Genomic DNA, 26,126 nt, shown 5'->3' with positions numbered 1-26,126 from the left:
GGCCGCGGCGCGGCTAGCAAAGGATTTGAAGCAATGACCATCCAGGATCGCATTGGCGACGTCACCGAACGGATCGTCAAACGCAGTCACGACAGCCGCTCAAGATATCTGGACCGCATCGGCAAGGCCGCCGACAAGGGCCCGCAGCGTTCGCGCCTGTCCTGTGGCAACCTCGCCCATGGCTTCGCCGCCTGTGGCCTCTCCGACAAGCAGGCCCTTTCCGGCGACGTGGTACCGAACCTCGGCATCATCACCTCCTATAACGACATGCTGTCGGCCCACCAGCCCTATGAGACCTATCCGGCCCTGATCCGCGAAGCCGCACACGAAATCGGCGCGGTTGCCCAGGTTGCCGGTGGCGTTCCGGCCATGTGTGACGGTGTCACCCAGGGGCAGGACGGCATGGAACTGTCGCTGTTTTCCCGCGATGTGATCGCCATGGCTGCTGCCGTCGGCCTGTCGCATCAGATGTTCGATGCAGCGGTCTTTCTCGGCATCTGCGACAAGATCGTGCCCGGTCTTGCCATCGCGGCCCTCTCCTTCGGTCATCTGCCGGCCGTGTTCGTTCCCGCTGGTCCGATGCCGACAGGCATTTCCAACGACGAGAAGGCCAAGATCCGCCAGCTCTATGCCGAAGGCAAAGTCGGCCGTGACGCCCTGCTGGAAAGCGAGTCACGCGCCTATCATTCGCCGGGCACCTGCACCTTCTACGGCACGGCCAACTCCAACCAGATGCTGATGGAGATCATGGGCCTGCATATGCCGGGTGCCTCCTTCGTCAATCCGGGCACGCCCCTGCGCGACGCCCTGACCAGGGAAGCGGCCAAGCGCGCCATCGCGATTTCCGCTCTCGGCAACGAGTTCACCCCCGCCGGTGAAGTCATCAGCGAAAAGGCGATCGTCAACGGCGTTGTCGGCCTGCACGCCACGGGTGGGTCGACCAACCACACCATGCATCTGGTGGCAATTGCTGCTGCTGCAGGCATCAGGCTGACCTGGGACGACATCTCCGATCTCTCCGATGTCGTGCCGCTTCTGGCCCGCGTCTATCCGAACGGCAAGGCCGATGTGAACCACTTCCAGGCCGCCGGTGGCCTTGCCTTCCTGATCCGCGAACTGCTGGGTGACGGTTACCTGCACCAGGACGTGAAGACCGTCTACGGCACAGACCTCTCCGGTTACACCGTGGAAGCGAAACTCGACGCTGACGGCAACGTGCAACGCGAAGAGGTTCCTGAGACCTCCGGCGACGAAACGGTGCTGGCTCCCGTTGCCAAGGCCTTCCAGCCGACGGGCGGCCTGAAGATGCTCACCGGGAACATGGGCAAGGCTGTCATCAAGATTTCGGCTGTTGCCAAGGAACGCCACATCATCGAGGCACCTGCCCGCGTCTTCCACGACCAGAACGATTTCCTGACCGCCTTCAACAACAAGGAACTGACCGGCGACGTTGCCGCCGTAGTCCGGTTCCAGGGCCCGAAGGCAATCGGCATGCCTGAACTGCACAAGCTGACGCCCTGCCTCGGCATCCTTCAGGACCGCGGCCACAAGGTCGCCCTGATTACCGACGGCCGCATGTCTGGTGCTTCCGGCAAGGTCCCGGCGGCAATCCATGTGACCCCGGAAGCTGCTGCCGGCGGCCCGATCGCCAAAATCCGTGACGGTGACATGATCCGAGTCGATGCGGTGACGGGTAAACTGGAAGTATTGGTCGACGAAGCAGAATTCAACGCCCGCCCGCTGGCGGAAGCTGACCTGAGCCAGAGCCAGTTCGGCACCGGCCGGGATCTTTTCGCCGCCTTCCGCGGTGCAGTTGGTTCGGCCGACACTGGCGCGCATGTGTTTGGTGAGTAAGGATCAGGTCCGGATCGGCCAGGTGAATTCGGCACGATAGTGTCTGCGATCTGCTCCGGCTGCGGTCGGTGCAGGGACGACAAGAAAGAGATTTTGGAGGCGATATGGCCCAGGACATTGAAAAGATCGAGAAGGTAATGTGCGCGGCACCGGTGATCCCGGTGCTGATCGTGGAGGATCCCAGGAAGGCCGTCCCCATGGCCGAGGCGCTTGTGCGCGGCGGCCTGCCCGCCATCGAGATCACCTTGCGCACGGCCCATGCCCTGGAAGCGATCAACGCGGTCAACGAGCATGTGGAAGGCGCGATTGTGGGTGCCGGCACGGTGCTGGACGGCAAGCAATATGATGCCGCCGTTTCTGCAGGTGCCCGTTTCATCGTCTCCCCTGGCGCAACCGCCAACCTGCTGGACGCAGCCGACCAGCACAGCGTGCCTCTGCTTCCAGGCGCAGCCACCGCATCGGAAGTCATGTTCCTGCTGGAACGCGGCTATGAGCGGCTGAAGTTCTTCCCCGCCGAACAGGCAGGCGGTGCGTCTTACCTCAAGTCTCTCTCCTCCCCGCTGGCGGCGGCCAAATTCTGCCCCACCGGCGGCGTCAGTCTCGACAAGGCTCCGGACTATCTGAAACTGCCGAACGTCCTGTGCGTTGGCGGTTCCTGGATTGCCGACGCAAAGGCGATTGCGGAGGACGACTGGTCCGGCATTGAAACCCGTGCAAAGGCGGCTGCTGCCCTCAAAATCTGATCAGCAACCAGCAGATCAGCAATTTCGAACGAAAAGAGCCGGGCGACGGATCGCCCGGCTCTTTTTCATCTGTTCGACGATCAGTGGCGACTTGCCCACTCATCGACTTCGCGCTCTGCTTCGTCGCGCGACTTGCCGTAGAGCTCCTGGATCTTGCCGGCAAGCTGGTCGCGATTGCCTTCGATCCGATCCAAATCGTCGTTGGTCAGCTTGCCCCACTGTTCCTGGGCCTTGCCTTTAACCTGTTTCCAATTGCCTTCGATAATGTCCCAGTTCATTTTCATCACTCCAGTCAGGGTGCAGTCAGCTTCTCGACCGGAGGCTTCCGGCCAACTGCTGCATGTGTTGAGGTTTGAGAAAGTGACAGACGCCTGTTGAAGCCATCTGTCTCGGGATAGGCGTCCGTATATCGGGAAGGATCTCGATAGAACCGAACGCTGTGTCAGGCTGCCCCGGGTGATGACACCCGGAGCAGTCCACTACTCTTACTCAGCGACGTAGTCCGGCTGAGCTTCCAGTTCTTCCTTGGTGGCGCCTACATAGACGCGCAGGTCCGAACCGTCTTCGTTGCGAATGATCTGCAGCTCGTCAAAGGTGACGGCAACTTCACGCTCGCCGATACCCAGGAAGCCGCCAACATCAAGGATGACCTTTTCGATGGTACCGTCTTGGCTCACGATGAGTGAATCGATCTCACCGATGTCTTCATCGTTGGCGTCGTAGATGGTGGCACCTTCAAGATCGTCGGCAGTAAGTTCGGCAACAACCGCTTCGGTGTAGCCTTCACGCTCGACTTCGGCACGCGGCAGAAGCGCACGACCATCAGCATCGGTCTGGGGCGCCATTGCAGTTTCCGGAGCAGCCGTCACGCCGGCGTCGCTATCCTGGCTCATCGCGGTTTCGGTCGACGTGTCGGTTTCCGTCGTCATTGCCGTATCAGCAGGCTTCTCCATACCTTCAGAAGTCTGTGTGGCAGCCGTTTCCGCTTCGTCAGCATACGGGTTCTCATACGCCGCAGCATTGGTCAGCACGTCCTTGTTGGCGTTGACCACCAGGAAGTAGCTATCGGCGTCATCCTGCTCGCGGACAACCTTCAGCTGCTCCATCGGAAGGGCGATGTCTTTCTCGCCAATACCAAGGAAACCACCGACACCCAGGATAACGGCCTTTACCGAGCCGTCGAAGCCAAGGATCACATCGTTGACTTCACCGATGTCGTCCCAGTCTTTTTCTTCGTCAGCCTGAGCCTGATAGTCTTCGTTGAACCGGTCATAGTTTTCTTCGACCGAGTAGATCCGCATGCCAATCAGATCAGATGCAAGAACATCACTCATGTTTGCAGACTCATTGAATTCATAAGTCTGGAGCGGTTTTACTTCGTTTGCCGCGTAAAGTGATGTTGTCAGCATCAAGGACATCGCGGTAGCGGTGATAATCCGTTTCATAATATTATTTCCTCTCACTGTGATTTCCCAAGCCGGCAACATCAGTATTGCTATTGATGAGGCGGTTACTGTGAGAACAACCGAGGAAGAAAGAAGTTCCGGCTTAAAAACTAAATTTTCGAAAAAAGTGACAATTGCCTTTTCGAAGACAGGCGGAAAACTCGCCCAGCACCCAAGGTACGGATGGACGCGTGAAACCACCGCTCGCCGCGCTTTGTTTCACGCCCGCGCGGCAAGCTCAGTCAATTGTGGGGAGTTGATTGGGACACACGCCGACCGCAGCATAAGCGGGCCATGTCAGACGCTCTGGGCTTCTTCGGTATCCGTTTCTGAGGTGACGTCGGTCTCGTCGTCGTCTCCGTGATCGTCGTCCTGCTCAAGCGTCCGATCCCACAAGAGACGCATGCCGGCGGAGGTGTCATTTCGCCAGGCGAATTCGGCGACGACTGGCCTTTCGAATTTTTTCATCGTCAGCAGAACTTCCTCTGGAAGCGCTGTCAGACCTTTGGCAGTTATGCGGCAACCGTTCTTGCCGGCATCAACGATCGTGCCACTGATTTCCGTAATTCCGTCCAGGTCTGCGATCTTTACCGGAATGCTGACGTTGTTCCGTTTTTCGCGACGCTTGTCCGAAACGGATTTCTCGCTCTTGGCGAAGACCACAGCGGCATCATTGCCCTTTACGGAAGTGACGTGAGCCTTCACCAGTTTGCTTGCATCCTTGGGCCGAACCCCGATGTTCTTGTAAAGCTCGCCGATATCCGGAGAGGTCAACCGGAAGCCCCACTCGCTGACGTTGGATGCAACCGCGTTGATGACCGAGAGATTGTCGAAATCAACCACGAGGACTTCTTCCTCGGCATCAGGTTGATCGAGCAGATGGGTCAGACCGTGTGATTTGTTTTCGGAATTCATAGATTTAGTTTACCTTGAGCAAACTTTCATTTCACTTAAAATACAGTCTGACAATTCAATTTATCGTTGTTTTCCGCCAACTTCGGGCTTTTTGCCCTGAACGGTGATTTACCCTGAGCAATTTTTGCAATTGGTGTTCCTATCAAAAGCGCGTTCAAATCATCCGCGCCACTTCGGCTACCTTTTCTTGAAATGCGCCCAACAGCCTGCCTCAACCACATTTGCAGGAGATTCCCATGGCGAAATACATCGGACTCACAATTGCGGCCCTCGTGGGCCTCGGTTTTCTCTCCCAGGCTCAGGCAGAAGAGCTCTGTCAGGGTTTCGGCCCGCAAACACCACGCGATATCTCGCAGACTGCAGGACTGAACACGTCTTCTGTCTCGATAGCGCCGTCCGCCGACAAGCTGAACCTGTGCAACATCCACACGCACACCAACGCGGAACACAAGGGGCCGGGCTTCACCGTCTTTGCCGGCGATGGCGATCATGGCGGTTACAAGTGCAACGAGACCGCCGACCTGACCGAGGCTGAACTGGCAGAACCCGCCGGGTCAGCTTTCCATGGCGTCAAGCCCGGCGACACGATCGAAGTCCACTGGGTGCATACATCCTGCAACATCACCCCAGGTGAAGGACTCGGTTCTTGCCTGAGCGATGCCTGCGCCAATCCGCAACTTCGTGTCGAGGCCCAGGTCTTCCTTGTCGTGAATGATCCCAAGGCACTGAGCTTTCTCGACTTCGATTATGACGGCAACATCGTGAATGGCCTGCATCAGGCCAAGTCATTGCCGGAAGGCACGGGTACGCCGGTCACCTTCATCGGGTCGACAACAGGGCCCAGTTTCACCCAGGCGACTTGCTCCCCGCTCCAGGTGACCTGGAGCGTGAATCCGCAATGCGCCAAGCTGGACATCAACTCGCTCAACGCCTGGGCGGAAAAAGGCAATGTCTTCAAGGAAGACCATTCCCACGGCATTCGCCAACTTGTGACAGCCCCAGAATTGCTGGCCCCTATTTCCAATTGATTGGACTTCAGCCGCCGGAATCCACCTGCCTGTTTCCGGCGGCATTCTCCTTGAATTTCTTCTCCCCCTCGCCGGGCGGGTATGCTAATGGATGCCCCGCGCGCGTCGGCGCGAAAACAAGCTGTTAAATCGATTTAAGAGGATTGTTCATGGCGCTAGAAGCAGCATTTGAGGCTCTCAACCGGCAGGCGGAACAATTGAAGGGCACCTCCCTGCGGCAACTGTTTGCGGCCGACCCCAACCGGTTCGACACGTTCTCCGCCAGCACAGACGACCTGTTGCTCGATTATTCCAAGTCCCGGATCGACGACAAGGCGTTCAACCTGCTGCTCGACCTTGCCCGCGCTGCGGACGTGGAAGGCAAGCGTGCGGCCATGTTTGCCGGCGAGAAGATCAACGGCACCGAAAAGCGCGCCGTCCTGCACACAGCACTTCGCAACCAGTCGGACCAGCCGGTTCTGGTCGACGGCGCGGATGTGATGCCCGATGTACGTGCGGTTCTGGACGCGATGGCGGATTTTGCCGAAGCGGTTCGCTCCGGCGAACTGACCTCATCCACCGGCGACGCCTTTACCGACGTGGTCAACATCGGCATCGGCGGCTCGGACCTCGGGCCGGTCATGACGACAATCGCGCTCAGCCCCTATCATGATGGTCCGGAGCTGCACTACGTTTCGAACGTGGATGGCGCCCATATTGCCGATACGCTGGAAAAACTCGACCCGGCCACGACGCTGATCATCGTTGCCTCGAAGACCTTCACCACCATCGAGACCATGACCAACGCGCAGACCGCGCGCAAATGGATTGCCGGCACTCTTGGCGAAGAGGCTGTCGGCGACCACTTCGCCGCCGTCTCCACCGCCCTCGACAAGGTTGCCGCCTTCGGCATCGACGAAAGCCGCGTCTTCGGTTTCTGGGACTGGGTCGGCGGCCGGTATTCCGTCTGGTCGGCCATCGGCCTGCCTCTCATGATCGCCATCGGACCGGACGCCTTCAGTGACTTTCTGTCCGGCGCCCATGCGATGGACACCCATTTCGCCGAAGCCCCGCTTGAAAACAACCTGCCGGTTCTGATGGCTCTGATCGGCGTCTGGAACCGGGACGCGCTTGACCTTTCCGCCCGCGCCGTCCTGCCCTACGACCAGCGCCTGTCACGCCTGCCCGCGTATCTGCAGCAGCTCGACATGGAATCGAACGGCAAGCACGTAAAGCTGGACGGCAGCCCCGTGACCGAGGAAACCGGACCACTGGTCTGGGGCGAACCAGGCACGAATGGTCAGCACGCGTTCTATCAGCTCCTGCACCAGGGCACGACTGTCATCCCGTGTGAATTCCTGATTGCCGCCAACGGCCATGAAGAAGACCTGAAACATCATCACGACCTTCTGGTCGCGAACTGCCTGGCCCAGTCCGAAGCCCTGATGCTCGGCCGGACGCTTGACGAGGCAAAGGCACTCCTCAGCGCTTCCGGAATGGCTGCAGACGAAGTCGATCGTCTGGCACCCCACAAGGTGTTCCCGGGTGACAGGCCCTCCATGACCCTTGTCTATGACCAGCTGACACCTTTCGCACTCGGCCGCCTGATCGCCCTTTACGAGCACCGGGTTTTCGTTGAAGGCGTGATCTGGGGAATCAACTCCTTCGACCAGTGGGGCGTGGAACTGGGCAAGGAACTGGCCACTGCCCTGCTGCCTATGGTCAAGGGCGAAGTCTCTGCAGATTCCAAGGACGCCTCGACCAAAGGCTTGCTTGCCGCCCTGAAAAGTTGACGCGGGAACCACACCTTTGTTTACGCGTTAATACGTGAGGCGATCTCGTCATAATTTTGCCCAACCGGCCCTATCTGGTTCACATCGTTGAAGAACTCTTATTGGTATTCACGATGAACACGGGCCGGCTGCGGCAAACAGAGATTGCCCCAACGTGCAAAGCAGCTTAGGCTTGGAATGATTTTATACATTCGACCCACCAAGGTTGCGGTCCGACAGGGAGACTGATTTCATGAAAAAACTAGTTCTGCTCGCAGCAGTAGGCCTTGCCCTGGCGGGCTGCCAATCCGATAGCTCACGCGACCGCGCCCTCGTAGGCGGTGGTCTTGGCGCGGCAACCGGTGCAGCAATCGGTGCTGCGGCAACCGGCGATGTCGGCGGCGCCCTGGTTGGCGGTGCAATCGGTGCAGCCGGTGGTGCAATTGTCGGCAGTGCAACGACTCCGAAGAACTGCGTCGCCTACGACCGCTACGGCAATCCTTACCGGGTCGCTTGCCCGTAATCGGGAGCGATCCTTTTTCGTTTCGGTAATAGACCGTTGGGAAGAAAACTATGAAGAAACTCCTTCTGATTGCCGCTTCGGCCGCATTTCTGGCAGGTTGCCAGTCTGACAGTCAAAGGGATCGCGCGCTTGTTGGCGGCGGTCTTGGTGCGGCAACCGGTGCCGTGATCGGTGCCGCCGCCGGTAACGGCGTAGGCCCGGCCCTCGCCGGTGCGGCAATCGGTGCAGCAGGCGGTGCCATCATCGGCTCTGCAACGACACCCAAGAACTGTGTCGCCTACGACCGGTATGGCAACCCGTACCGCGTCGCCTGCCCCTGATCTCAACTGACCTGAGTCAATCGGGTCTTCACAGGTTTACGAAATGAAAAAGATCCTGCTGGTGGCCCTTGCGGCCATCGCCCTCGCCGGCTGTCAGTCAAGCAGCCAGAGAGACCGCGCGCTTGTCGGCGGTGGCCTTGGTGCCGCGACCGGCGCCATTGTCGGTGCCGCCGCCGGTGCCGGTGCAGCTCCGGTTCTCGCCGGTGCCGCTATCGGTGCTGCGGGTGGCGCTGTTATCGGCGCTGCGACCACGCCGAAAAACTGCGTGGCGCATGACCGGTATGGCAACCCTTACCGAGTCGCCTGCCCGTAAGGCCAGGCTCTCTGTCGTCCTGACCATCGTCAGAGCGGACGAATTTAACGACAATACCGGGCATGGCCATGGATTCATGGGCATGCCCGTTTTGCTTTCAGGATCTGCCTTGGATAAATCCGCCTTGGTAAGAAACTGTTAACCATAGATCTCCACCCTTGGCTCACACATGTTTTTCGCCAAGGGGTTCTGGATGAGATCCGTCCTTGCAGCCGCAAGTCTCGCCATTGTGCTGACAGGTTGCGCCAACACCGAAAGTCAACGGGACAGGATGCTGATCGGGGCAGGTCTCGGTGCAGCAACGGGCGCCACGATCGGCGCCGTTGCCGGTTCCACGGTGAACGCGACCCTTGCAGGCGCCGCTCTCGGCGCCGTCGGAGGCGGCCTGATCGGTGTCGTCACCACCCCACGCAACTGCATTGCCACGGATGAACAGGGCACACCTTACAAGGTCCGCTGCCCGTAACCCCTTTCGCACAGCAAATAAGGTTTGTTTGCCCCCCTGTGAAATCAGGAATGCAATAACCTGCGAAACAGACCGACATTTTCAACGCGAGTTGCGCCGAACAGCAGGTCACGGGCTCACCGCTGTCACGTCAGTCCAAAATCCCGTTGCGAAAGCAAAAAGCCGGCCCAACGGACCGGCTTTTCTCATCTTTGAAGCGAAGTCCCCTTATCAGGCTGCAGCGCTTTCCTTGGCCTGCTCAAGAGCAACCTTCGGATCGACGTAGGCATAGCCGAGAGCGGTTGCGACCGCCTCACAGGTCACCTGACCGCCGATCACGTTAAGGCCTGGCAGGAAGTGCGGATCATCGAGCAGCGCCTTCTTGGCCCCCTTGTCTGCCAGTGCAAGAGCGAACGGCAGGGTGGCGTTGTTCAGCGCGTAGGTGGACGTCTTCGGCACGGCGCCCGGCATGTTGGCGACGCAGTAGTGAACGACTTCATCGATGATGTAGGTCGGCTCGGAATGCGTCGTTGCCTTGGAGGTTTCGAAGCAACCGCCCTGGTCGATGGCAACATCAACGAGAACCGAGCCCGGCTTCATGCGGCTGACCAGCTCGCGTGAGACCAGCTTTGGAGCCGCCGCACCGGCAACCAGCACCGCACCGACGACCATGTCAGCTTCCAGCACATGTTTCTCCAGGGCAGCCTTGGTCGAATAGACGGTTTTCAGAGCCGGACCGAACGTCTGTGAGAGATTGCCCAGAACGGCGGTAGACCGGTCGAGAACGGTGACATCGGCTCCGAGGCCAAGCGCCATGGTAATGGCATGCGAGCCGACCACACCACCGCCGATGACAACGACCTTGGCCGGTTCGACGCCGGGAACACCGCCCACGAGCGTGCCGGAGCCACCCTGGGCCTTTTCCAGCGCCTTGGCGCCGGCAATCACCGACAGGCGGCCGGCAACCTGGGACATCGGCACCAGAAGCGGCAGACCGCCGCGAGCATCGACAACGGTTTCATAGGCAATGCAGGTCGCACCGGACTTTACCAGGTCCGCGGTCTGCTCCGCGTCTGGCGCCAGGTGCAGATAGGTGAAGAGAATGTGGTCGGGGCGCAGCATGGCGCGTTCGACGGCCTGCGGTTCCTTGACCTTCACGATCATATTCGCGGCATCGAAGACTTCCTTGGCTGTTGCCAGGATCTTCGCGCCTGCTGCTTCGTAGTCGGCATCGCTGGCGCCGATGCCGACACCGGCATTGGTTTCAACGACAACTTCGTGGCCATGTGCCACCATTTCAAGAACACTGTTCGGGGTCAGACCAACCCGATACTCGTGGTTTTTGATTTCTTTCGGCACACCAATGCGCATAACTCGACTCCTCTGGAAGCATTATTGATTGCCGACGATTTTACGCCTGTTTTCGTCGAATGTGCTTGCGTTCCCGGGGGCCTCCATTCAAATACGCGCAATTTTATTGTGTCGAATTGATATTTCTTCAAATTATCTGCTATGTATTATCTTGAACTCGGCATTATGTGCGGTGCAGCAAAAATGAAACTCGATCGCCTCGACCAAAAGATCCTGAACGTTCTGCAAAGCGACGGCCGCATCGCCAACGCGGACCTGGCGGAAAAGGTGGGGCTTTCCCCTTCCGCCTGTTTGCGGCGCATGCGCGCGCTGGAGGAAGCCGGCATCATCGAAAAATACGTCGCGCTTCTGGACCAGAAGAAACTCGGCCGGCACATGGACGTTTTCGTGGAAATCTCGCTGACCGGTCAGTCCAAGGAAACGCTTGAGAATTTCGAACGCGCCGTGGCCCGGTCCGGCGAAATCATGGAGTGTTTCCTGATGGCGGGTGATGCCGATTACATTCTGCGCCTCTCGGCCCGTGACCCGATCGACTTCGAACGCATCCACCGCGACCACCTTGCCCAGCTCCCAGGCGTTCTCAGAATGAAATCGTCCTTCGCCATCCGGCCGATCGTCAGACGCACGGCGATTCCCCTGAATGGCGAAACATGAGTTCCCTTCAGGACCGGTCCACAACCAAACCGCCTGCAATTCCGTCACTAAATCCAGCGTCTCGACGCAGCCAGCACTGGCAGGTATAGTCCGCATCCATTCAACTGCCCGGCTTTTCAAGGAACCCGCTCCGGTGACCCATACGATCACCCGTTTCATCGATACGACTTACCAGCTTGCAGAATGTCCGACCTGGGACGACAGATTGAACCGCTTGCTCTGGGCTGACATCCAGGGCCGCTCCATCCAGTCCATGGATTGGGCCAGCCGCGAGATCACCACATGGCAATTCGACAATGAGGTCGGTTCCTTCGGCCTGACGGATGACGATCGCCTGATTGTCAGCGTGTGGGACAAGATCGTTCTGTTCGATCCCGAAAGCGGTGCCTGCGAGGTTCTGGCGGAAGTTCAGGCTGATGAGCCGCGCACACGGTTGAACGACGGCAAGGTCGGTCCGGATGGGGCCTTCTGGGTCGGCACCATGGACACCAGCTCACCGCGTGAACCGATAGCCGGTCTTTACCGGGTCGACGGCAGCGGCGACGTTGCCGAGATCCGTGACGAACTGCAATGCTCCAACGGGCTCGCGTGGACGCCGGACGGCACCTACATGTACCACTCCGACACCTCCCCCGGCTGGATCGAATATTACGGCTTCGACCCGGAGACCGGTGCACTTGGCTCCAAGATGCTGTACGCCCAGCAGACCAACGACACCGGACGGCCGGATGGCGCAGCGGTCGACACCGAAGGCAACTATTGGAGCGCAGGGGTATCCGCCGGCGTTCTCAACTGCTTTGCTCCGGACGGCAACCTGCTTGCCGCCATCAAGCTTCCGGTCGACAAGCCCACCATGCCCTGCTTTTGCGGCCCGGATCTGGACCATTTGATCGTCACCAGCATCAAGCAGCCCGCCGACCCGACCGCGGTCGAACCCGACACATTGTCAGGCGGCCTGTTCCTGGTGGAAGGTCACGGCAAGACCGGCTTGAAGACCTACCGGTTCAGGACAGCAAAAAGCTGATCAAAAGCAACGCCTTGGGCAAGTCGGTTTCTGCTGGAACCGGCTCCTGCCGCACATTTGGCCTGTCATCCGTTCCGCCGACCCGGGCACAACATCAGGGTGAAGACAAACATCTCTCTTCCTAAGGATGAGGGAGAGCCTTTGGCTCGGAGGCCATGCCGGGACGAATTTTTGAGCGGCCCGCCTGACTGCTGTCTGTCGACGGCAGTTGTTTAGGGCCGGTTATTCAGCATCTTTCGGAGGCTGGCAGTCCCTGAGAGCCTCAATGATCTGCTCCGCTTTCACACCCGGCACCTGGATTTTCGTTTCCCCGTAAAGGTGAACGACGGCGCCTTCCCCCTTCACCGATTGCTCGTTGAAAATGCGGACCGACTGGTTTTCGGGAATGAGCACGGCCATGGAACCGTCCTCCATGCTGAGCAGGATGGAAGACGCAATCAATGTGCAAATCATGTTTCAGCCCCACAACTGGTCAGGTAACCGGCTTTCAACCTGCTCCGGAAAACGAACAGGGAACCGATCTTGACCCAGTCACCTAGTAGCGGCAACCCCGCACCTTTACGGGCTTCCAGACTGTCTGGGCGGGTTGAACCAGCACCTGACGGCTGACCGTCTGGTAAACCGCGGGCTTTTGCACCCGGTAGCTCGTGGCAGGCTGAACCAGCACCTTTTCCTTCACAGAGCTGTAAATGGCAGGCTGGCGTACTGCGACACGTGAAGCCGACTGCACGAGAACCTTCTGGCTGACGGTTCGATAAACGGCGGGGTTCTGCACCTTGCACAGGATGTTGCGACCGTTGATGACCCGGTATTCCCAGCCGACGCTGGCGGGTTGAACCAGAACCCGGCTCTGCCGTGTCTGGTAGACGGCAGGCGATGTGCGATAGCTGACCTGCTCCGGCTGCACCAGAACACGCCGGGCTTGATAACTGTAGACGGCCGGCTTCTGCACCACGTAGCTTGATGCCGGCTGGACGAGCACTCGCTCGTTCACGGTTTTGTAGACGGCCGGCACGGTGGCCTGTTCATAGCAGGACAGTGCCTTGCCCCCGGCCAGCACGGACGTGCTGACCAACGGACTGACGATCAGCGCGGCAAGCGCGCTCCAGAACCTGTGACGCATGTACTTTCCCCCAGTCTGGCGCAGGAGATCTCCCGCACCCCTGACTTTAGGGAAGTTCCACAAGGCATTAAAGCGAAAAAGTTAATATCCGTTAAGAAACGGCCCTGACGATCTGCTGTTCGACGTCTTCGTCATCAGCTTCAGCGCGAGCACTCTTCTCGTAGTCGGTGTCCTCATTGATGATGTGACGGGCCTCTTCGGGGATCCATTCTCCCCAGCGTGGCTGCAGCTGATGGTCGACGGACACCCGGTCGTCGAAGACGAAACATTCGCCCTTCCAGAGGCTGTCGGCTTCCGGCACCTTCTCCAGATAGTTCAGGATGCCGCCTTCCAGGTGATAGACTTCCTCGAAGCCGTTTTTCAGCATCCAGGCCGTCGCCTTTTCACAGCGGATGCCACCGGTGCAGAACATGGCGACCTTCGGCTTTTTCTGAAGCTCGTCTTCGCCGTCCACCCAGGCCGGGAATTCCCGGAACGACTGGGTTTTCGGATTGAGCGCCCGCTCGAAGGTGCCGAAAGCGAATTCGTAGTCGTTGCGCGTGTCGATGACGACGACATCCGGATCGGAGATTAGGGCATTCCAGTCTTCCGGCTTGACGTATTCGCCGACGATCTCGTTCGGGTCGATCCCGTCAACCGCAAGCCGCACGATCTCCTGTTTGAGCCTCACCTTCATGCGCTTGAAGACATGTCGGTGGGTCCAGGCTTCCTTGTGGTTCAGCCCGGCAAGCCGCGGATCCGACCGCAGATGCGCAAGGACCTCTCGCACACCGGCTTCCGGCCCGCATATCGTGCCGTTGATACCCTCTCCTGCAAGCAGCAGGCTCCCGCGCACATCCCGTTCCTCGCAATAGGCCTTGAGTGGACTGCGCATGGCCTCGAAGTCGTCGAGCGGCGTAAACATATAAAGGGCGGCAACGAGAAATTCGTTCATGGGGCTTGTTCTGTTTCTTGAAAGACGCCGGGCCCAAGGGGCAAAAGCACCACCCGGCTATTGGCGCCCTCTATACAGCCTAAGCCCCCCTTCTGAAAAGTCCGCAGTTTCTCGGACCCGGTTCTCTGCAGGCGAGGCCGCCCTGCAGGTTTTGGCTGAGCACAACCGAACATGCGCCAAGGGCCATGCAACGCGGAACTTGCCGATTGAAGTTCGTCGAAAGGAACATCGCCCAAACCCTTCGGAAGAATCGAAGAATAGCGTCAGAGCAACAAAAAGATCGACAACAATTCGCCTCAACAAAACTCTCTACAGAGAAAGATGACATCGTTAGAAATACGAATGAATTCATATAGTTAAAAATCAAACCTCATCCGGTTTCATTTAAGGATCATTAAGCACACAACCGTACCCTAACCCTGAATTGCCAACATGAGCGGGCGCACCAAGGATGACCCAGTACAAGGTCACCCCGACGGGGGTGGAACGGTTCTTTTCCGAACGGGACCTGATCGTTTCGAAAACAGACACGCGCGGGCGCATTACCTACGCCAACAACATCTTTCGGGATATTGCGGGTTTCGATGGCAAGGCTCTGGAGAATGCGCCGCACAGCCTCATCCGCCACCCGGACATGCCGCGCTGTGTCTTCAAGCTGCTGTGGGACACGATAGAGGCCGGCGGAGAGATCTTCGCCTATGTGGTCAACATGTCCGCGAACGGCGACCACTACTGGGTGTTGGCCCATGTCACGCCGTCCTATGGCGAGAGCGGCAAGATCATCGGCTATCATTCCAATCGCCGAGTGCCCAACCGCCGGATTGTCGACGACATCATCACCCCGCTTTACGCCCAGCTGCGACAGACAGAACAGCAGGCGGACAACCGCAAGACCGGCATGCAGGCCGGTCACGATCAGCTGGTATCGATCCTTCAATCGAAAGGCGTGAGCTATGACGAGCTCATTCACACTCTTTAACGCCACGATCGCGTCGGGTGTCGCGCTGGTGGGCGGCGCGGCGACGGTGGTCTGTGCCCTGCTGGGCCTGACCATGGCTACGGTCCTCTGTGGCGCCATCGTCATGCTGGCCATGCTGTTCGCGCTGACCGCGGTGCATCGGACCCGGCGGGGGCTTGTGGCTGCGACAGAGGTCTGCAACCAGATCGGCTGGGGCAACTTCGAGGTGAGGGCCAAGGATTACACCGAAGCCGGTGAAGTCCGTGAGCTGATGACCTCCATGAACCACATGATCGACCGGACGGACGCCTTCCTGCGTGAGGCTGCCGCTTCGATGACGGCAATCGAGAACAACCGCTACTACCGCCGCATCCAGCCAGGTGGCCTTAATGGCAGCTATCTGCAGAATGCGGAAATCATGAACACGGCCATCGAGACCATCAAGGGCCGGGTCGGAGCCTTCCGCCAGTCGACGGATTCCTTTGAAAGCCAGATCAGCCAGATTGCCCAGAGCCTGATGGCTTCCGCCGAGCAGATGACCGGTACGGCCGAGGAAATGGAAACCTCTGCCGTTTCCAATTCGGAAGTCGTGACCGCCATTGCCGACGCGGCCGACCTGACAGCCGAAAATGTGAATGCGGCAGCATCCGCCGCCGATCACCTGTCCTCGACAGCCAGCGAAATCAGCGGCCAGATCGAACGCTCCATCGAAATCGCCCGTGCTGCCGTTATCCAGGTCACGCAAGGCCAGGACAAGGCAAACAGCCTTCGGACTTCCGCCGAAGCTATCGGCGAGATCATCGACCTGATTTCCTCCATTGCCGACCAGACAAACCTGCTGGCACTCAACGCCACCATCGAGGCGGCCCGTGCCGGTGAAATGGGCAAGGGTTTTGCGGTGGTTGCTGCCGAGGTCAAGGAACTGGCAACGCAGACAGCCAAGGCGACTCAGGAGATCACCCAGTCTTTGGAAGAGGTCGACGCGGCCAGCCGCGATACGGCTCAGTCCTTCGACACGATTTCCAAAACCATTACGGAAATCGAATCCATTACCACGATGATTTCCAACGCCTCGGTAAAGCAGGCGGAAGCGACACAGGCCATACAGGAGAACGTGACCAACACCGTGGCCTGCACCAACAAGGTGACCGGAATTGTGGATGGTGTCGCCCAGAATGCGGCAACCACTCACGCGGCCTCCAAGACCGTTCTGAGCTCCGCGGAAAGCATGTCCTCCAACGCCGGGCAGCTCACCGAAGCAGTGGCGGCCTTCTTCAAATCGCTGAAGAAAGGCCCGCTCGACCAGCAGGACAGCGAAGCCGCCTAGGCACACTGGCTGTTAGGCAATCCAACCCGGGCGTTCGTACCCGGATTGCCTCTTTTGGGGAATTGGGTCAAAGCCTCACACCTCTTATCTTCAGGACAGAGCCCACCCCTCACTGGACGTTCTGGAGGCCCACATGACCATTCTCGGCGACCTGCTGTCGACCATCTTCGAGCGCCGCTATCGCACAGCGGCGCCGGACCGGCGCGACAATCGGCCGATGGAGGATCTGGTCAGCGCACTTGTCGGCACGGCTGGCGACGTGACGGGCCTTGCCGCGGCCAGCACGCTCCTGCAACGGTTTCAGGAAATGGAGGATAGCGACAAGCTGCAGTTCTTCCGCCACCTTGCCCACGACATGAACATCGATCCGGCCGGCGTGCGCACTGCCCTGGATGCCTATGAGGCAAGCCCGAACCGGAAGACATACACGGCCTTCATGGCGGCTGTGGAGCCCAAGCGCCAGGAATTGATCCGGCGGCTGAACCAGATTCCCGGTGCCACCGAGCAACTGGTGCGCATGCGCGCCGACCTCCTGCGCCTCGGAGGCGCCGATCCGGAATTGCAGGCGCTCGACCAGGATTTCCGACACCTGTTCATTTCCTGGTTCAACCGGGGCTTTCTGGTGCTGCGGCCGATCAGCTGGGAAAGTCCGGCGCATATCCTTGAAAAGATCATCGCCTATGAGGCCGTGCACGAAATCACCAGCTGGGAAGACCTGCGCAGCCGCCTGGCCCCTGGCGACCGCAGGTGCTTCGCCTTTTTCCACCCGTCCATGCCCGACGAACCGCTGATCTTCGTGGAAGTCGCGCTCACCGCAGACATCCCGGGTTCCATCCAGGACCTTCTGGCAGCTGACAGGGAACCCATCACATCGGCCACGGCCCGTACCGCCGTGTTTTATTCGATTTCCAATTGTCAGGAAGGCCTGGCCCGCATTTCCTTCGGCAACTCCCTGATCAAGCAGGTGGCGGCCGATCTTTCGGCAGAATTGCCGGGACTGAAAACCTTCGTCACCCTGTCGCCGATCCCTGGCCTGACGAAATGGCTGTCGGCGGAAGGCATTGCTTTTCAGGACGCGGACCCGAAGTTGCTGCGCACCCTCGCCGCGCATTATCTTCTGTTTGCCCGCCGCGAGGACGGACAGCCGGTTGACCCGGTGGCCCGCTTCCATCTGGGCAACGGCGCACTGGTGCATGCCGTCCACGCAGAAGCCGACACCTCCGCAAAGGGCCGTGCCCAATCTGCCGGCGTGATGGTGAATTACCTCTACGATCTCGGCAAGGTGGCCCAGAACCACGACCGCTATGCGGCGGCAGGGGAAATCGTCGCCTCTTCGGACATCAGGTCTCTGGACGCGGCCGCAAAGAAACTGGATTTGCGCGAAGCGGAAGCTGCACAACAGGCGTGAAGGCGCACGGGTCGGGAGCCAATCGCAGCTCATGCTGCCGGTGCCCTGCCCGCCGAGCCGGCGCCATTCGTCCACCCTGGCGCGCTAACTGTCCTGATCAGAACGACAGCTGGAACCGGGCTTGGCGCATCAGGGGTCAAAGCGATTCCCGCCGCCCCTCCCCAACCGATAGCTTTCGGTCCCGGCGTTTTCCTGACGCTGCCGGAAAGGTGGATTCCGGCTGTCTTGGCCTTGTCTTCGGCTTCAAAACCGTCAACTTGCAGGTGACGTGACAGTGCACGGGCGACTACTTCTTCGCTTCTTGGGTAACACCTAAGGAAAGTTGAAGAAGAAATCTCGCGTGCAGCAAAATTCTTTGCTAATCTGCGATTGGCGAAACGGGATCCATACCAATCTCGGATTGAAGCGGCCTCTGCACATCAGGGGACGTCTGGAAGATGTACCGGCGGGAAAAGCCGGCCGCTTTCCAGGCGAGCAGACCGTTCAATGGGTTTCTTGACGCCGGAAATTGTCTGAAAGGCAAAACAAAAAATGACATGTAAAGACAAGGCGGCAGGGATGAGCGAAGATCAATACACCAAAGAGCAGCTCGAATTCCTGGAAATATTTGAAATTGCAGCAAGATATGACTGTCTGTTCCTGCTCGATTTCCATTGCTTCGATCTGTTCGACCACGACCAGACCAGCCTGCTGAGCGACGGCGAACGTGCCCAGTTGGCGGCAGCGGCAAGATATGACATCTATGCCGAAGCCATGCAGAAGGGGTTTCTTCCGAAATCCAGTCCCTTTGGAGGCGTCCATGAGCATCAACACTTTTGTTGAGCCGCTACCCTTCTCGCTGATCGAAAACGGATTGGCGGGAGACAAGACGCAGTTTCTGTTCAAGACCTGGCGCGAAAACGAAGGCATCATCGTGCAGGACAGCCGCATGACGCAGCTGAGCCCGTATCTGCTGATGACCTTGCCGACTGCCGAGCCGGGTGACGTGCCGCCGCTGACCTTTGTGGGCAAGCACAGCACCTTCCGCCGGTTCTTTCCACAGGCTCTTGACCCGGAAACACCACGTCCGCCGACCAGCTTCCTGCCCTCTGTCTATCGCCAGGGTGTTGCTGATGCCTACCAGATCGCCATGGAAGGCGAGCCCTGGTTCGACATCCAGCGCACAGGCAACAAGCTGGGCGAAGGTGTGCCGGACATGACGCTGCAGCGTCTCCTCGTGAAATTCCGCACCAGTGCCGGGTTCACGCGGATTTTCTGCCTCATGACTTTGCTTGAAGTCCATTCGCGATCCTATCAATCAGATCGCACACATCGTCAGCTGTGTTCGCAACAAAAATCAGATTGGCATCCAGCGTACCAGGCAGCGGCTCAACCCAGTTCAGTGCATGAAAGTGTGCACGGGTAAAGCCGCAGTCGCGCCAGAAGCCGTCCATGAAGTTGAAACCCTGCACCCAGCCGTAATAGAAGCCGGCGCCCCACTCGTCCAATGCCTCGATCTGGGCCATCTGGTTGAGCAGGCCGCCGAGCTTCGAACCGCGCCACTCCTTGGCAACTTCCGTCCCGCCCAGATAAACAACGTCGCCAGTAATGCGCCGGCCAACGCGCGGCTGCTTGTCACTCAGCACAACCTTGCCGCCCTCCGCATCCGGGTAGCAGCGGTGAAAATATTTGCGCCAGAAATCGGTCAGCGTCATCGGATAGGCCATTCTGTCGAAACGGGCGCACACCCGCCCGACCATCCGGTCTTCCTCATCCACCAGCGCCAGCCAGAACGCCTGTGAAGGCGTATAGGTGTTGAGACTGGGGGTAAAATGCCCCTCCAGCCGCTTCAGGCCGCTGGCCGCCGCCATGGCCTCGACAACATCGAAATCCGACCCGCGGCGCAGCATCAGCCCCAGGCGTTGAAACTCCCTGTCTATAACGCCCCAGGCACGTTTCAGCTGTGCCTTGTCCAACTCGAAATCCAGTTTATGCATGGATGTCCCGTCTGATGTTGCCCTTCATCCGCATCCTGCAAAGAGCGGCCGCGTCAAACGCGGCGATCGCCTTGTTTGCCAATAGATTAAATAGGCACCGATTTTCCCTGCTTGGCAGCACGTTAAGTTGTCTGCCAAGGCGGTCAAACAAGAAAAAATATCAAGGTTAAAACTTGCGGGTACCGGTTTGAAAGAACGGGAGTTTTCAACCGGAGATTCACCGCTAGCAAGGCAAGCCGGTTATCCACCGCTGTGCGAATGAAACTCCACGCGGCCGGATTTCCCCTTCACGAAGGGGTCATCGTCCCTCTTGGATTCGCACCGCCAAACACATCCTTTGATCAAGTTGTCACCGTCACCGGGCACAACTACAGTTCAGACGTTACTGTGCAAGGACTTGTTGATTGATATTGAACTTGATTGGAGAACACGATGATGAAGCAACTTTTCTTGCTTGCTGCAATGTGTGCAATTTCAACTGGCTCAATCGCCAAGGATCTTCCGGCATCAGCCAAGCCGATGACAGAAGCCGAACGGATCGAGATCTTGTCCGGCAACAAGATCGAAGGAATTTTCTACGGAAAAAACGGCAAGAAAGCCGGTGACTGGATTGTCGAGTGGAACGACAACGGCAACAAGATCGCCGTGGTGACCGTGACGGGTAAAAAGCCCGCGAAGAAAACACTGAAATGGGAAGTGAAGGACGGCCAGTTTTGTGAACAGGGCTTCCGGGACGAGACAATGGTCTGCGGCCACGAGAACACCTACTTCAAGGACGGCAACACCTGTTTCACCACCTTGAAGGATTCGAAATTCATCACGAACGAGTTCCCCTGCTGATCGCAGCAACCACGCACTGAATCTCGTGGCCGTCGACCGGCGGCCACAGATCTCGACAAAATGCACAATAAGAAGCACGGCGCGAACTCGCGGCGCCTTGGCATTTGCATAATTTCCAGGAGAAGAAAATGGTGGGTGAGTGGGGGCTCGAACCCCAGACCCGCTGATTAAGAGTCAGCTGCTCTACCAACTGAGCTACACACCCAAAGCGACAGGGCCGCGAGAACCGCGCGGCACGTCGGATGGCGGGTGTATATAGTGCGATCCGATTTGGCGCAACGGTTTTTATGACAATTTTTTATCATGGCCGGTCTGCGAGGAACGCAACCCGGAGAAAATCCGCAGCCGCCGGAAGGAAAGCTCATTAACGCCGCCTGAAAGGCAACTTTCAGAAACATCTTCGATCTTTTGCGCAATTTTCGAAATTAAGGCTTGACCGGTTTTGTCCGCCTGACTAGGGTGCGGCGCATCAAGACCGGGGCAGACGTGACGGGCTTGGGCCAGCTTGTTGAAGTCGCTGTCATATCGGCTTGCCTCAGGTTGGCGGGACAAACCCGGTTTCGGGAGTTCCACAACGACGTCGAACCGGGCCAGACGGCCTGCAGCATCAAAGGACCGGGACGACATGGCAATGTCGCTCATTCTAGTAGTAGTAGGAAAGCGCGCCTCCGCGGCGGGATAACCCCGTACGGACAGGATGGCGCGCGACCAAGGCTCCCAAAGGGGCCTTTTTTTGTACCCGCCTCCTGACCACGCATTTTCCACCACTGCCCGGATCTTTGACGCCGCATGCGTCGGGCCAGACAGACAGTGTTTTATCAGTCCGCGCCCGATCGGGCAGGATTGACAGAAGAACAAACAGTTATGTGAGCCAAAGCCTGATCCACAGGCGAGAATGCAAGGACGAAACGAATGACACGGGAAATGACCGGCGCCGAAATGGTCATCCAGGCGCTGAAAGACCAGGGAGTTGACACGATCTTCGGCTACCCGGGCGGTGCTGTGCTTCCCATTTACGACGAGATCATTCAGCAGGAAGGTCTGGAGCATATTCTCGTACGGCACGAACAGGGCGCAGGCCATGCCGCCGAAGGCTATGCCCGCTCCACCGGCAAACCGGGTGTTGCCCTGGTCACCTCCGGTCCAGGCGCCACCAACATGGTGACTGCCCTGACCGACGCCATGCTGGATTCCATTCCGCTTGTCTGCATTTCCGGCCAGGTACCGACCCATCTGATCGGCAACGATGCCTTCCAGGAGTGCGACACGGTCGGCATCACCCGCCCCTGCACAAAGCACAACTGGCTGGTTCGCGATGTCGACGACCTGCCGCGCATCCTGCATGAAGCCTTCTATGTCGCCACTTCCGGCCGTCCGGGCCCGGTTGTCGTCGACATTCCGAAAGACGTTCAGTTCGCGACCGGCACATACCAGGGCCCGACGCCGAACCCGGCTGCCGCGCACAAGAGCTACCGTCCGCAATTGAAGGGCGATGCCTCCAGCATCCGCATGGCTGCCGAATTGATGGCCAACGCCAAGAAGCCGGTTCTCTATACAGGCGGCGGTGTGATCAACTCCGGCCCGCAGGCCTGCCAGTTGCTGCGCGAACTGGTGTCGCTGACCGGCTTCCCGATCACCTCCACGCTGATGGGCCTCGGCGCTTATCCGGCGTCTGGCGACAACTGGCTCGGCATGCTGGGCATGCATGGCACCTACGAAGCCAACATGACCATGCACGACTGCGATGTGATGATCTGCATCGGGGCCCGCTTCGACGACCGCATCACCGGCCGGACCGATGCCTTCTCGCCGAACTCGAAGAAGATTCATATCGACATCGATCCGTCCTCCATCAACAAGACGATCAATGTCGACCTGCCGATCATCGGCGATGTCGCCCACGTGCTGGAAGACCTGGTGCGGATCTGGCGGTCTTCTTCGCTGAAATCCGACGCCAAGGCCATGAAGGACTGGTGGACGCAGATCGATCAGTGGCGGGCACGCAACTCGCTGGCCTACAAGCCGAACAGCGACGTCATCATGCCGCAATATGCGATCCAGCGGCTCTATGAACTGACCAAGCACCGCAAGACCTTCATTTCCACCGAAGTCGGCCAGCACCAGATGTGGGCGGCCCAGTTCTACGGCTTCGAGGAGCCGAACCACTGGCTCACCTCCGGCGGCCTCGGCACCATGGGCTACGGCCTGCCGGCTGCCATCGGTGCGCAGGTGGCCCACCGCGACGCGCTGTGCGTGGACATTGCCGGCGATGCATCGATCCTGATGAACATCCAGGAAATGTCGACTGCCGTTCAGTTCGGCCTGCCGGTCAAGGTGTTCATCCTGAACAACCAGTACATGGGCATGGTGCGCCAGTGGCAGCAGCTGCTGCACGGCAATCGTCTGTCCCATTCCTACACCGACAGCTTGCCGGACTTCGTCAAGCTGGCCGAGGCCTACGGCGGGGTCGGGTTCCGGGTCGAAAAGCCGGGCGATCTGGACGGGGCAATCGAGGAAATGATTGCCGTCGACAAGCCTGTCCTGTTCGACTGCCGCGTTGCCAATCTGACCAACTGTTTCCCGATGATCCCCTCGGGCAAGGCTCACAACGAAATGCTGCTGCCGGACGAAGCCAACGACGAAGCGGTTGCCAACGCCATCAGCGCCGAAGGCAAGTCGCTCGTTTAAGGTGAAATAGGCAAAAGGACTTTAAGAAAATGAACGCACAGAATGTTGATGCGCCTTCCGCCTATTTCCTGGCCGAAGTCAGCAACGAAATCGAAACCCACACCCTATCGCTGCTCGTTGACAACGAGCCGGGTGTCCTCGCCCGCGTGATCGGCCTGTTCTCCGGCCGTGGTTACAACATCGACAGCCTGACCGTGTCGGAAACCGAACACGAGAAACACCTGTCCCGCATCACCATCGTGACCACCGGTACGCCGATGATCATCGAGCAGATCCGCCACCAGCTCGACCGGCTGGTGCCGGTGCACCGGGTGACCGACCTGACCGTTCGCGCCAAACGCACCAACCAGGACAAGCCGCTGGAACGTGAACTTGCCCTGGTGAAGGTGGCAGGCACCGGTGAAAAGCGCCTGGAGGCCCTGCGCCTTGCAGATGCCTTTCGCACCACCGTGATCGACGCGACGACGGAACATTTCGTCTTCGAGATCACCGGCCGGACCTCCAAGATCGAGCAGTTCATCTCCATCATGAAACCGCTCGGTCTGGTCGAAGTCTCCCGCACCGGCGTTGCTGCCGTTCAGCGCGGACCGGAAGGCCTTTAAGAGATCGGTTTCTGATCGCAAGGCCCGTCGCATCCGGTGCGGCGGGCCTTTTTTGTTTTCCTGCCCATGTTGAGGCACGGCACACAGCAGGTCGGGCGAACTCCCGCCGTCGTGTTCCTTGGCAACAGCCGAAGACTTGCCTACATGCATCGGACACCTCGAAACCGGACAGAACCTGCCCATGCCCTTCGATCTTAATATTTATCTTGAGCGGATTGGCCTGGAGACGTGCCCGGCCACCCTGGACGGCTTGCGAGCCCTGCAGGCCGCCCAGATCAGCGCAATCCCGTTCGAAAACGTTCTGCCTTTTCTTGGCAAGGTTCCGGAGCTTGGCCGGGACAGCCTCTGGCAAAAGCTCGTTCAACACCGTTGCGGCGGTTACTGTTTCGAGCTGAACTCTCTGCTGGGTGACGCACTGGCAGCCATCGGTTTTTCCTCCCGGCAGGTGCTTGCCCGGGTTCGCATGGGGGCGGCGGAGGGTGGAGCACGCTCACACCTTGCCCATGTCGTGACGTGTGATGGCAGCGAATGGCTGGTCGATGCCGGGTTCGGCGGCCAGGCTCCAGCCGAGCCCGTGCGCATTTCAGAAGAACGCCAGCAGGTCCGCGACCAAGTCTACAGGATACGCCTTGAAGCTGCGTCAGGAGAGCACGTACTGGAACGACAGACTGAGGAGGGTTGGTTCGCGCTCTACGGATTTGACCGGGTAGACGTCCGCCCTGTCGACATTGAAGCCGCCAATTTCCTGTGCGCCGCCTCGCCCAGGCAGTCCTTTGCGGGCAGCATGAAATTCTACCGGCTGACGGATCGGGGTTTCATCAGTTTTCTGGACGGCCGGGCCCGGTTTGTCGGTGGCGGCAACAAGCGGGAGTGGCTGATCGAGGAAGCGGAAGACCTTGGCCGCTTCATGCGCAACGACCTTGGCCTCGGATATGACGAAGACACGGTGCGAGCCATTGCCCTGCGATTGAGGGATCTGCCCCGTCTCGACTGAATTGGGTGCAACAGCAGCACAATACCGAGAGGCCTGCAGCTTTTCCACAGGCCTCGCCTTCCCTAAAGCTTGCTCTCGATGTTGATCGTCAGCGTCTTGCGCAAGGGTGCGTCGTCCGGTCCGGTCATCGGCGCGACGTGGTGCCAGGAATTGTAGGTCTTCACGAACAGGACACACTGGTTTTCCTCAAACGGGAACGTCTTCAGCGTTTCAACATCCTCGAGAGGCATCGCCTTGTTGATGTGGTTGAAGACCTTCGTCCGGTCCTTGGGAAGGCACACCGCCGTGCCACCACCCCATGCGTGATCCCAGGCTCCCGGCTCCATCATGGACAGAACCAGTGTGATCAATTTATGCGGAGCGTCGGTGTGCGGCAGGATCTGACCGCCGTTTGCCGGCATCATCGAGAACTCGAACCGGGCACTGATCTCGGTCTGGCGACGGAGGCGACTCAGCAGGCTGGCCTTCCGCTTCCCGTCCTTCGCAATCACCTTGAGCCGGCGCAGACCCAGGTCGATATTGTTGGCGACCAACATATCCAGCACGTTGTTTATGAAGTTCTCGGATTTCACATGATCGTAAAACGCTTTCCAATCAGGTGCTTCTGACAGGAACTTGTAGTAGTTATCCGGATTATTGATGTCGGACAGAGAATATTTGTGCCCGAGGTTTGGCATGTATTTGAACAGATCCTTGTCAGGATAGCTCTCGACGAGTGACCGGTACATTTCCGGCGGCAATACATCTGTTACATAGCAAACGGGATATGGCTCGTAATCGAATTGAGGCCCGCTCAAATTCAACATGGATCGGGGTCCCTGCTCTCGCTTGGTGTTGGATATTATTCAAGCAGCCGGTTGGAGATCCGGCCGAAACGCGCCCCCGCCGCT

General features: G+C 58.9%; 29 protein-coding genes and 1 tRNA gene. 18 read left to right on the top strand and 12 right to left on the bottom strand.

Features of this window, described 5'->3' with window-relative positions; genetic code table 11:
• The first annotated feature begins 33 nt into the window (after positions 1–33).
• Together edd and eda are read left to right on the top strand one after the other, a co-directional pair.
• The gene (gene edd / locus B0E33_RS21770) at positions 34–1,854 is read left to right on the top strand and encodes a phosphogluconate dehydratase (protein WP_062488222.1); all 1,821 of its coding nucleotides are present in this window, start codon (positions 34–36) and stop codon (positions 1,852–1,854) included.
• A gap of 104 nt (positions 1,855–1,958) precedes the next feature.
• Positions 1,959–2,597, top strand: coding sequence for a bifunctional 4-hydroxy-2-oxoglutarate aldolase/2-dehydro-3-deoxy-phosphogluconate aldolase (gene eda, locus B0E33_RS21765; RefSeq protein ID WP_023000616.1), 639 nt, complete (start codon positions 1,959–1,961; stop codon positions 2,595–2,597).
• Positions 2,598–2,677: 80 nt separating this feature from the next.
• On the opposite strand, the gene B0E33_RS21760 is transcribed toward eda, so the two are convergent.
• The 3 genes from B0E33_RS21760 to B0E33_RS21750 form a co-directional block, all read right to left on the bottom strand.
• Positions 2,678–2,875 (bottom strand): CsbD family protein, encoded by a 198-nt coding sequence (locus B0E33_RS21760; RefSeq protein WP_031269168.1) that lies wholly within the window; start codon positions 2,873–2,875, stop codon positions 2,678–2,680.
• 207 nt (positions 2,876–3,082) lie between these two features.
• Entirely contained in the window at positions 3,083–4,042 is a 960-nt protein-coding gene (locus tag B0E33_RS21755; protein ID WP_075284425.1) for a PRC-barrel domain-containing protein, read from the bottom strand.
• A gap of 297 nt (positions 4,043–4,339) precedes the next feature.
• Complete coding sequence (locus tag B0E33_RS21750) at positions 4,340–4,957, bottom strand: PilZ domain-containing protein (protein ID WP_208997681.1); 618 nt, start codon at positions 4,955–4,957, stop codon at positions 4,340–4,342.
• 236 nt (positions 4,958–5,193) lie between these two features.
• On the opposite strand from B0E33_RS21750, the gene B0E33_RS21745 reads away from it, so the two are divergent.
• From B0E33_RS21745 to B0E33_RS21720, 6 genes are all read left to right on the top strand, one after another.
• The gene (locus B0E33_RS21745; RefSeq protein WP_077292407.1) at positions 5,194–5,985 is read left to right on the top strand and encodes a delta-class carbonic anhydrase; all 792 of its coding nucleotides are present in this window, start codon (positions 5,194–5,196) and stop codon (positions 5,983–5,985) included.
• A gap of 149 nt (positions 5,986–6,134) precedes the next feature.
• Complete coding sequence (gene pgi / locus B0E33_RS21740) at positions 6,135–7,757, top strand: glucose-6-phosphate isomerase (RefSeq protein WP_077292406.1); 1,623 nt, start codon at positions 6,135–6,137, stop codon at positions 7,755–7,757.
• Positions 7,758–7,989: 232 nt separating this feature from the next.
• On the top strand, positions 7,990–8,259 hold the full coding sequence (locus B0E33_RS21735; RefSeq protein ID WP_055655348.1) for a YMGG-like glycine zipper-containing protein: 270 nt from the start codon (positions 7,990–7,992) through the stop codon (positions 8,257–8,259).
• Positions 8,260–8,309: 50 nt separating this feature from the next.
• Positions 8,310–8,579: a YMGG-like glycine zipper-containing protein gene (locus B0E33_RS21730; RefSeq protein ID WP_023000609.1), complete on the top strand. Its 270-nt coding sequence runs from the start codon at positions 8,310–8,312 to the stop codon at positions 8,577–8,579.
• 43 nt (positions 8,580–8,622) lie between these two features.
• The gene (locus B0E33_RS21725; protein ID WP_023000608.1) at positions 8,623–8,892 is read left to right on the top strand and encodes a YMGG-like glycine zipper-containing protein; all 270 of its coding nucleotides are present in this window, start codon (positions 8,623–8,625) and stop codon (positions 8,890–8,892) included.
• Positions 8,893–9,085: 193 nt separating this feature from the next.
• On the top strand, positions 9,086–9,358 hold the full coding sequence (locus B0E33_RS21720; protein ID WP_006932815.1) for a YMGG-like glycine zipper-containing protein: 273 nt from the start codon (positions 9,086–9,088) through the stop codon (positions 9,356–9,358).
• A 210-nt stretch (positions 9,359–9,568) separates the two neighbouring features.
• Here the strand turns inward: B0E33_RS21720 and ald are convergent, their stop codons facing one another.
• Positions 9,569–10,708 (bottom strand): alanine dehydrogenase, encoded by a 1,140-nt coding sequence (ald, locus tag B0E33_RS21715; protein WP_023000606.1) that lies wholly within the window; start codon positions 10,706–10,708, stop codon positions 9,569–9,571.
• A 183-nt stretch (positions 10,709–10,891) separates the two neighbouring features.
• Between ald and B0E33_RS21710 the strand changes: the two genes are divergently transcribed.
• Both B0E33_RS21710 and B0E33_RS21705 read left to right on the top strand, forming a co-directional pair.
• Positions 10,892–11,362 (top strand): Lrp/AsnC family transcriptional regulator, encoded by a 471-nt coding sequence (locus tag B0E33_RS21710; protein ID WP_023000605.1) that lies wholly within the window; start codon positions 10,892–10,894, stop codon positions 11,360–11,362.
• Between the two features lie 133 nt (positions 11,363–11,495).
• Positions 11,496–12,386, top strand: coding sequence for an SMP-30/gluconolactonase/LRE family protein (locus tag B0E33_RS21705; RefSeq protein ID WP_077293526.1), 891 nt, complete (start codon positions 11,496–11,498; stop codon positions 12,384–12,386).
• 222 nt (positions 12,387–12,608) lie between these two features.
• Here B0E33_RS21705 and B0E33_RS21700 read toward each other — a convergent pair whose 3' ends face one another.
• From B0E33_RS21700 to trhO, 3 genes are all read right to left on the bottom strand, one after another.
• Positions 12,609–12,839 carry a hypothetical protein gene (locus tag B0E33_RS21700; RefSeq protein WP_023000603.1) on the bottom strand — a complete coding sequence of 77 codons (231 nt, stop codon included), beginning with the start codon at positions 12,837–12,839 and terminating at the stop codon, positions 12,609–12,611.
• An 82-nt stretch (positions 12,840–12,921) separates the two neighbouring features.
• Complete coding sequence (locus B0E33_RS21695) at positions 12,922–13,509, bottom strand: hypothetical protein (RefSeq protein ID WP_077292405.1); 588 nt, start codon at positions 13,507–13,509, stop codon at positions 12,922–12,924.
• Positions 13,510–13,600: 91 nt separating this feature from the next.
• Positions 13,601–14,443, bottom strand: coding sequence for an oxygen-dependent tRNA uridine(34) hydroxylase TrhO (trhO, locus tag B0E33_RS21690; RefSeq protein ID WP_077292404.1), 843 nt, complete (start codon positions 14,441–14,443; stop codon positions 13,601–13,603).
• A 451-nt stretch (positions 14,444–14,894) separates the two neighbouring features.
• Between trhO and B0E33_RS21685 the strand changes: the two genes are divergently transcribed.
• From B0E33_RS21685 to B0E33_RS21670, 4 genes are all read left to right on the top strand, one after another.
• On the top strand, positions 14,895–15,422 hold the full coding sequence (locus B0E33_RS21685; RefSeq protein WP_023000600.1) for a PAS domain-containing protein: 528 nt from the start codon (positions 14,895–14,897) through the stop codon (positions 15,420–15,422).
• The gene (locus B0E33_RS21680; protein WP_077292403.1) at positions 15,397–16,728 is read left to right on the top strand and encodes a methyl-accepting chemotaxis protein; all 1,332 of its coding nucleotides are present in this window, start codon (positions 15,397–15,399) and stop codon (positions 16,726–16,728) included. Before B0E33_RS21685 ends, B0E33_RS21680 begins: the two co-directional genes overlap by 26 nt.
• Positions 16,729–16,861: 133 nt before the next feature.
• On the top strand, positions 16,862–18,136 hold the full coding sequence (locus B0E33_RS21675) for a malonyl-CoA decarboxylase (RefSeq protein ID WP_077292402.1): 1,275 nt from the start codon (positions 16,862–16,864) through the stop codon (positions 18,134–18,136).
• Between the two features lie 558 nt (positions 18,137–18,694).
• The gene (locus tag B0E33_RS21670; protein ID WP_023000596.1) at positions 18,695–18,958 is read left to right on the top strand and encodes a hypothetical protein; all 264 of its coding nucleotides are present in this window, start codon (positions 18,695–18,697) and stop codon (positions 18,956–18,958) included.
• Between the two features lie 4 nt (positions 18,959–18,962).
• On the opposite strand, the gene B0E33_RS21665 is transcribed toward B0E33_RS21670, so the two are convergent.
• The gene (locus tag B0E33_RS21665; RefSeq protein ID WP_077292401.1) at positions 18,963–19,418 is read right to left on the bottom strand and encodes a hypothetical protein; all 456 of its coding nucleotides are present in this window, start codon (positions 19,416–19,418) and stop codon (positions 18,963–18,965) included.
• Positions 19,396–20,112 (bottom strand): hypothetical protein, encoded by a 717-nt coding sequence (locus B0E33_RS21660; protein ID WP_023000594.1) that lies wholly within the window; start codon positions 20,110–20,112, stop codon positions 19,396–19,398. The genes B0E33_RS21665 and B0E33_RS21660 overlap by 23 nt, the downstream gene beginning before the upstream one ends.
• A 432-nt stretch (positions 20,113–20,544) precedes the next feature.
• On the opposite strand from B0E33_RS21660, the gene B0E33_RS21655 reads away from it, so the two are divergent.
• On the top strand, positions 20,545–20,952 hold the full coding sequence (locus tag B0E33_RS21655; RefSeq protein WP_055655361.1) for a hypothetical protein: 408 nt from the start codon (positions 20,545–20,547) through the stop codon (positions 20,950–20,952).
• Between the two features lie 129 nt (positions 20,953–21,081).
• Here the strand turns inward: B0E33_RS21655 and B0E33_RS21650 are convergent.
• Together B0E33_RS21650 and B0E33_RS21645 are read right to left on the bottom strand one after the other, a co-directional pair.
• Positions 21,082–21,157 (bottom strand) — tRNA-Lys (locus B0E33_RS21650).
• Positions 21,158–21,237: 80 nt separating this feature from the next.
• On the bottom strand, positions 21,238–21,594 hold the full coding sequence (locus B0E33_RS21645; protein WP_077292400.1) for a hypothetical protein: 357 nt from the start codon (positions 21,592–21,594) through the stop codon (positions 21,238–21,240).
• Positions 21,595–21,864: 270 nt separating this feature from the next.
• Here B0E33_RS21645 and B0E33_RS21640 point away from each other — a divergent pair, with 270 nt between their 5' ends.
• From B0E33_RS21640 to B0E33_RS21630, 3 genes are all read left to right on the top strand, one after another.
• The gene (locus tag B0E33_RS21640) at positions 21,865–23,640 is read left to right on the top strand and encodes an acetolactate synthase 3 large subunit (RefSeq protein WP_055655364.1); all 1,776 of its coding nucleotides are present in this window, start codon (positions 21,865–21,867) and stop codon (positions 23,638–23,640) included.
• Positions 23,641–23,669: 29 nt separating this feature from the next.
• Positions 23,670–24,242 carry an acetolactate synthase small subunit gene (gene ilvN / locus B0E33_RS21635; RefSeq protein WP_023000590.1) on the top strand — a complete coding sequence of 191 codons (573 nt, stop codon included), beginning with the start codon at positions 23,670–23,672 and terminating at the stop codon, positions 24,240–24,242.
• A gap of 181 nt (positions 24,243–24,423) precedes the next feature.
• Positions 24,424–25,236 (top strand): arylamine N-acetyltransferase family protein, encoded by an 813-nt coding sequence (locus B0E33_RS21630; RefSeq protein ID WP_077293525.1) that lies wholly within the window; start codon positions 24,424–24,426, stop codon positions 25,234–25,236.
• A gap of 62 nt (positions 25,237–25,298) precedes the next feature.
• On the opposite strand, the gene B0E33_RS21625 is transcribed toward B0E33_RS21630, so the two are convergent.
• Positions 25,299–26,042: a hypothetical protein gene (locus B0E33_RS21625; protein WP_156912462.1), complete on the bottom strand. Its 744-nt coding sequence runs from the start codon at positions 26,040–26,042 to the stop codon at positions 25,299–25,301.
• Positions 26,043–26,126 lie beyond the last annotated feature (84 nt).

Origin of the sequence: Roseibium algicola, from assembly GCF_001999245.1 — a bacterium.
GTDB classification, from domain to species: domain Bacteria; phylum Pseudomonadota; class Alphaproteobacteria; order Rhizobiales; family Stappiaceae; genus Roseibium; species Roseibium algicola.
The sequence above is the reverse complement of the archived record's forward strand: the minus strand, read 5'-3'. Positions and strand labels throughout refer to the sequence as shown.

Bases quoted from the DNA above. Each gene is read 5' to 3' on its own strand.
- B0E33_RS21700 (WP_023000603.1), bottom strand. From the start codon at position 12,839: ATGATTTGCACATTGATTGCGTCTTCCATCCTGCTCAGCATGGAGGAC.
- pgi (WP_077292406.1), top strand. From the start codon at position 6,135: ATGGCGCTAGAAGCAGCATTTGAGGCTCTCAACCGGCAGGCGGAACAA.
- B0E33_RS21760 (WP_031269168.1), bottom strand. From the start codon at position 2,875: ATGAACTGGGACATTATCGAAGGCAATTGGAAACAGGTTAAAGGCAAG.
- B0E33_RS21670 (WP_023000596.1), top strand. From the start codon at position 18,695: ATGAGCGAAGATCAATACACCAAAGAGCAGCTCGAATTCCTGGAAATA.
- B0E33_RS21625 (WP_156912462.1), bottom strand. From the start codon at position 26,042: ATGTTGAATTTGAGCGGGCCTCAATTCGATTACGAGCCATATCCCGTT.
- B0E33_RS21695 (WP_077292405.1), bottom strand. From the start codon at position 13,509: ATGCGTCACAGGTTCTGGAGCGCGCTTGCCGCGCTGATCGTCAGTCCG.
- B0E33_RS21725 (WP_023000608.1), top strand. From the start codon at position 8,623: ATGAAAAAGATCCTGCTGGTGGCCCTTGCGGCCATCGCCCTCGCCGGC.
- B0E33_RS21735 (WP_055655348.1), top strand. From the start codon at position 7,990: ATGAAAAAACTAGTTCTGCTCGCAGCAGTAGGCCTTGCCCTGGCGGGC.
- B0E33_RS21645 (WP_077292400.1), bottom strand. From the start codon at position 21,594: ATGAGCGACATTGCCATGTCGTCCCGGTCCTTTGATGCTGCAGGCCGT.
- B0E33_RS21655 (WP_055655361.1), top strand. From the start codon at position 20,545: ATGATGAAGCAACTTTTCTTGCTTGCTGCAATGTGTGCAATTTCAACT.
- B0E33_RS21630 (WP_077293525.1), top strand. From the start codon at position 24,424: ATGCCCTTCGATCTTAATATTTATCTTGAGCGGATTGGCCTGGAGACG.
- ald (WP_023000606.1), bottom strand. From the start codon at position 10,708: ATGCGCATTGGTGTGCCGAAAGAAATCAAAAACCACGAGTATCGGGTT.
- B0E33_RS21710 (WP_023000605.1), top strand. From the start codon at position 10,892: ATGAAACTCGATCGCCTCGACCAAAAGATCCTGAACGTTCTGCAAAGC.
- B0E33_RS21685 (WP_023000600.1), top strand. From the start codon at position 14,895: ATGACCCAGTACAAGGTCACCCCGACGGGGGTGGAACGGTTCTTTTCC.
- B0E33_RS21680 (WP_077292403.1), top strand. From the start codon at position 15,397: ATGACGAGCTCATTCACACTCTTTAACGCCACGATCGCGTCGGGTGTC.
- edd (WP_062488222.1), top strand. From the start codon at position 34: ATGACCATCCAGGATCGCATTGGCGACGTCACCGAACGGATCGTCAAA.
- B0E33_RS21745 (WP_077292407.1), top strand. From the start codon at position 5,194: ATGGCGAAATACATCGGACTCACAATTGCGGCCCTCGTGGGCCTCGGT.
- B0E33_RS21660 (WP_023000594.1), bottom strand. From the start codon at position 20,112: ATGCATAAACTGGATTTCGAGTTGGACAAGGCACAGCTGAAACGTGCC.
- B0E33_RS21665 (WP_077292401.1), bottom strand. From the start codon at position 19,418: ATGGACTTCAAGCAAAGTCATGAGGCAGAAAATCCGCGTGAACCCGGC.
- B0E33_RS21720 (WP_006932815.1), top strand. From the start codon at position 9,086: ATGAGATCCGTCCTTGCAGCCGCAAGTCTCGCCATTGTGCTGACAGGT.
- B0E33_RS21750 (WP_208997681.1), bottom strand. From the start codon at position 4,957: ATGAATTCCGAAAACAAATCACACGGTCTGACCCATCTGCTCGATCAA.
- B0E33_RS21675 (WP_077292402.1), top strand. From the start codon at position 16,862: ATGACCATTCTCGGCGACCTGCTGTCGACCATCTTCGAGCGCCGCTAT.
- ilvN (WP_023000590.1), top strand. From the start codon at position 23,670: ATGAACGCACAGAATGTTGATGCGCCTTCCGCCTATTTCCTGGCCGAA.
- B0E33_RS21640 (WP_055655364.1), top strand. From the start codon at position 21,865: ATGACACGGGAAATGACCGGCGCCGAAATGGTCATCCAGGCGCTGAAA.
- trhO (WP_077292404.1), bottom strand. From the start codon at position 14,443: ATGAACGAATTTCTCGTTGCCGCCCTTTATATGTTTACGCCGCTCGAC.
- B0E33_RS21730 (WP_023000609.1), top strand. From the start codon at position 8,310: ATGAAGAAACTCCTTCTGATTGCCGCTTCGGCCGCATTTCTGGCAGGT.
- eda (WP_023000616.1), top strand. From the start codon at position 1,959: ATGGCCCAGGACATTGAAAAGATCGAGAAGGTAATGTGCGCGGCACCG.
- B0E33_RS21755 (WP_075284425.1), bottom strand. From the start codon at position 4,042: ATGAAACGGATTATCACCGCTACCGCGATGTCCTTGATGCTGACAACA.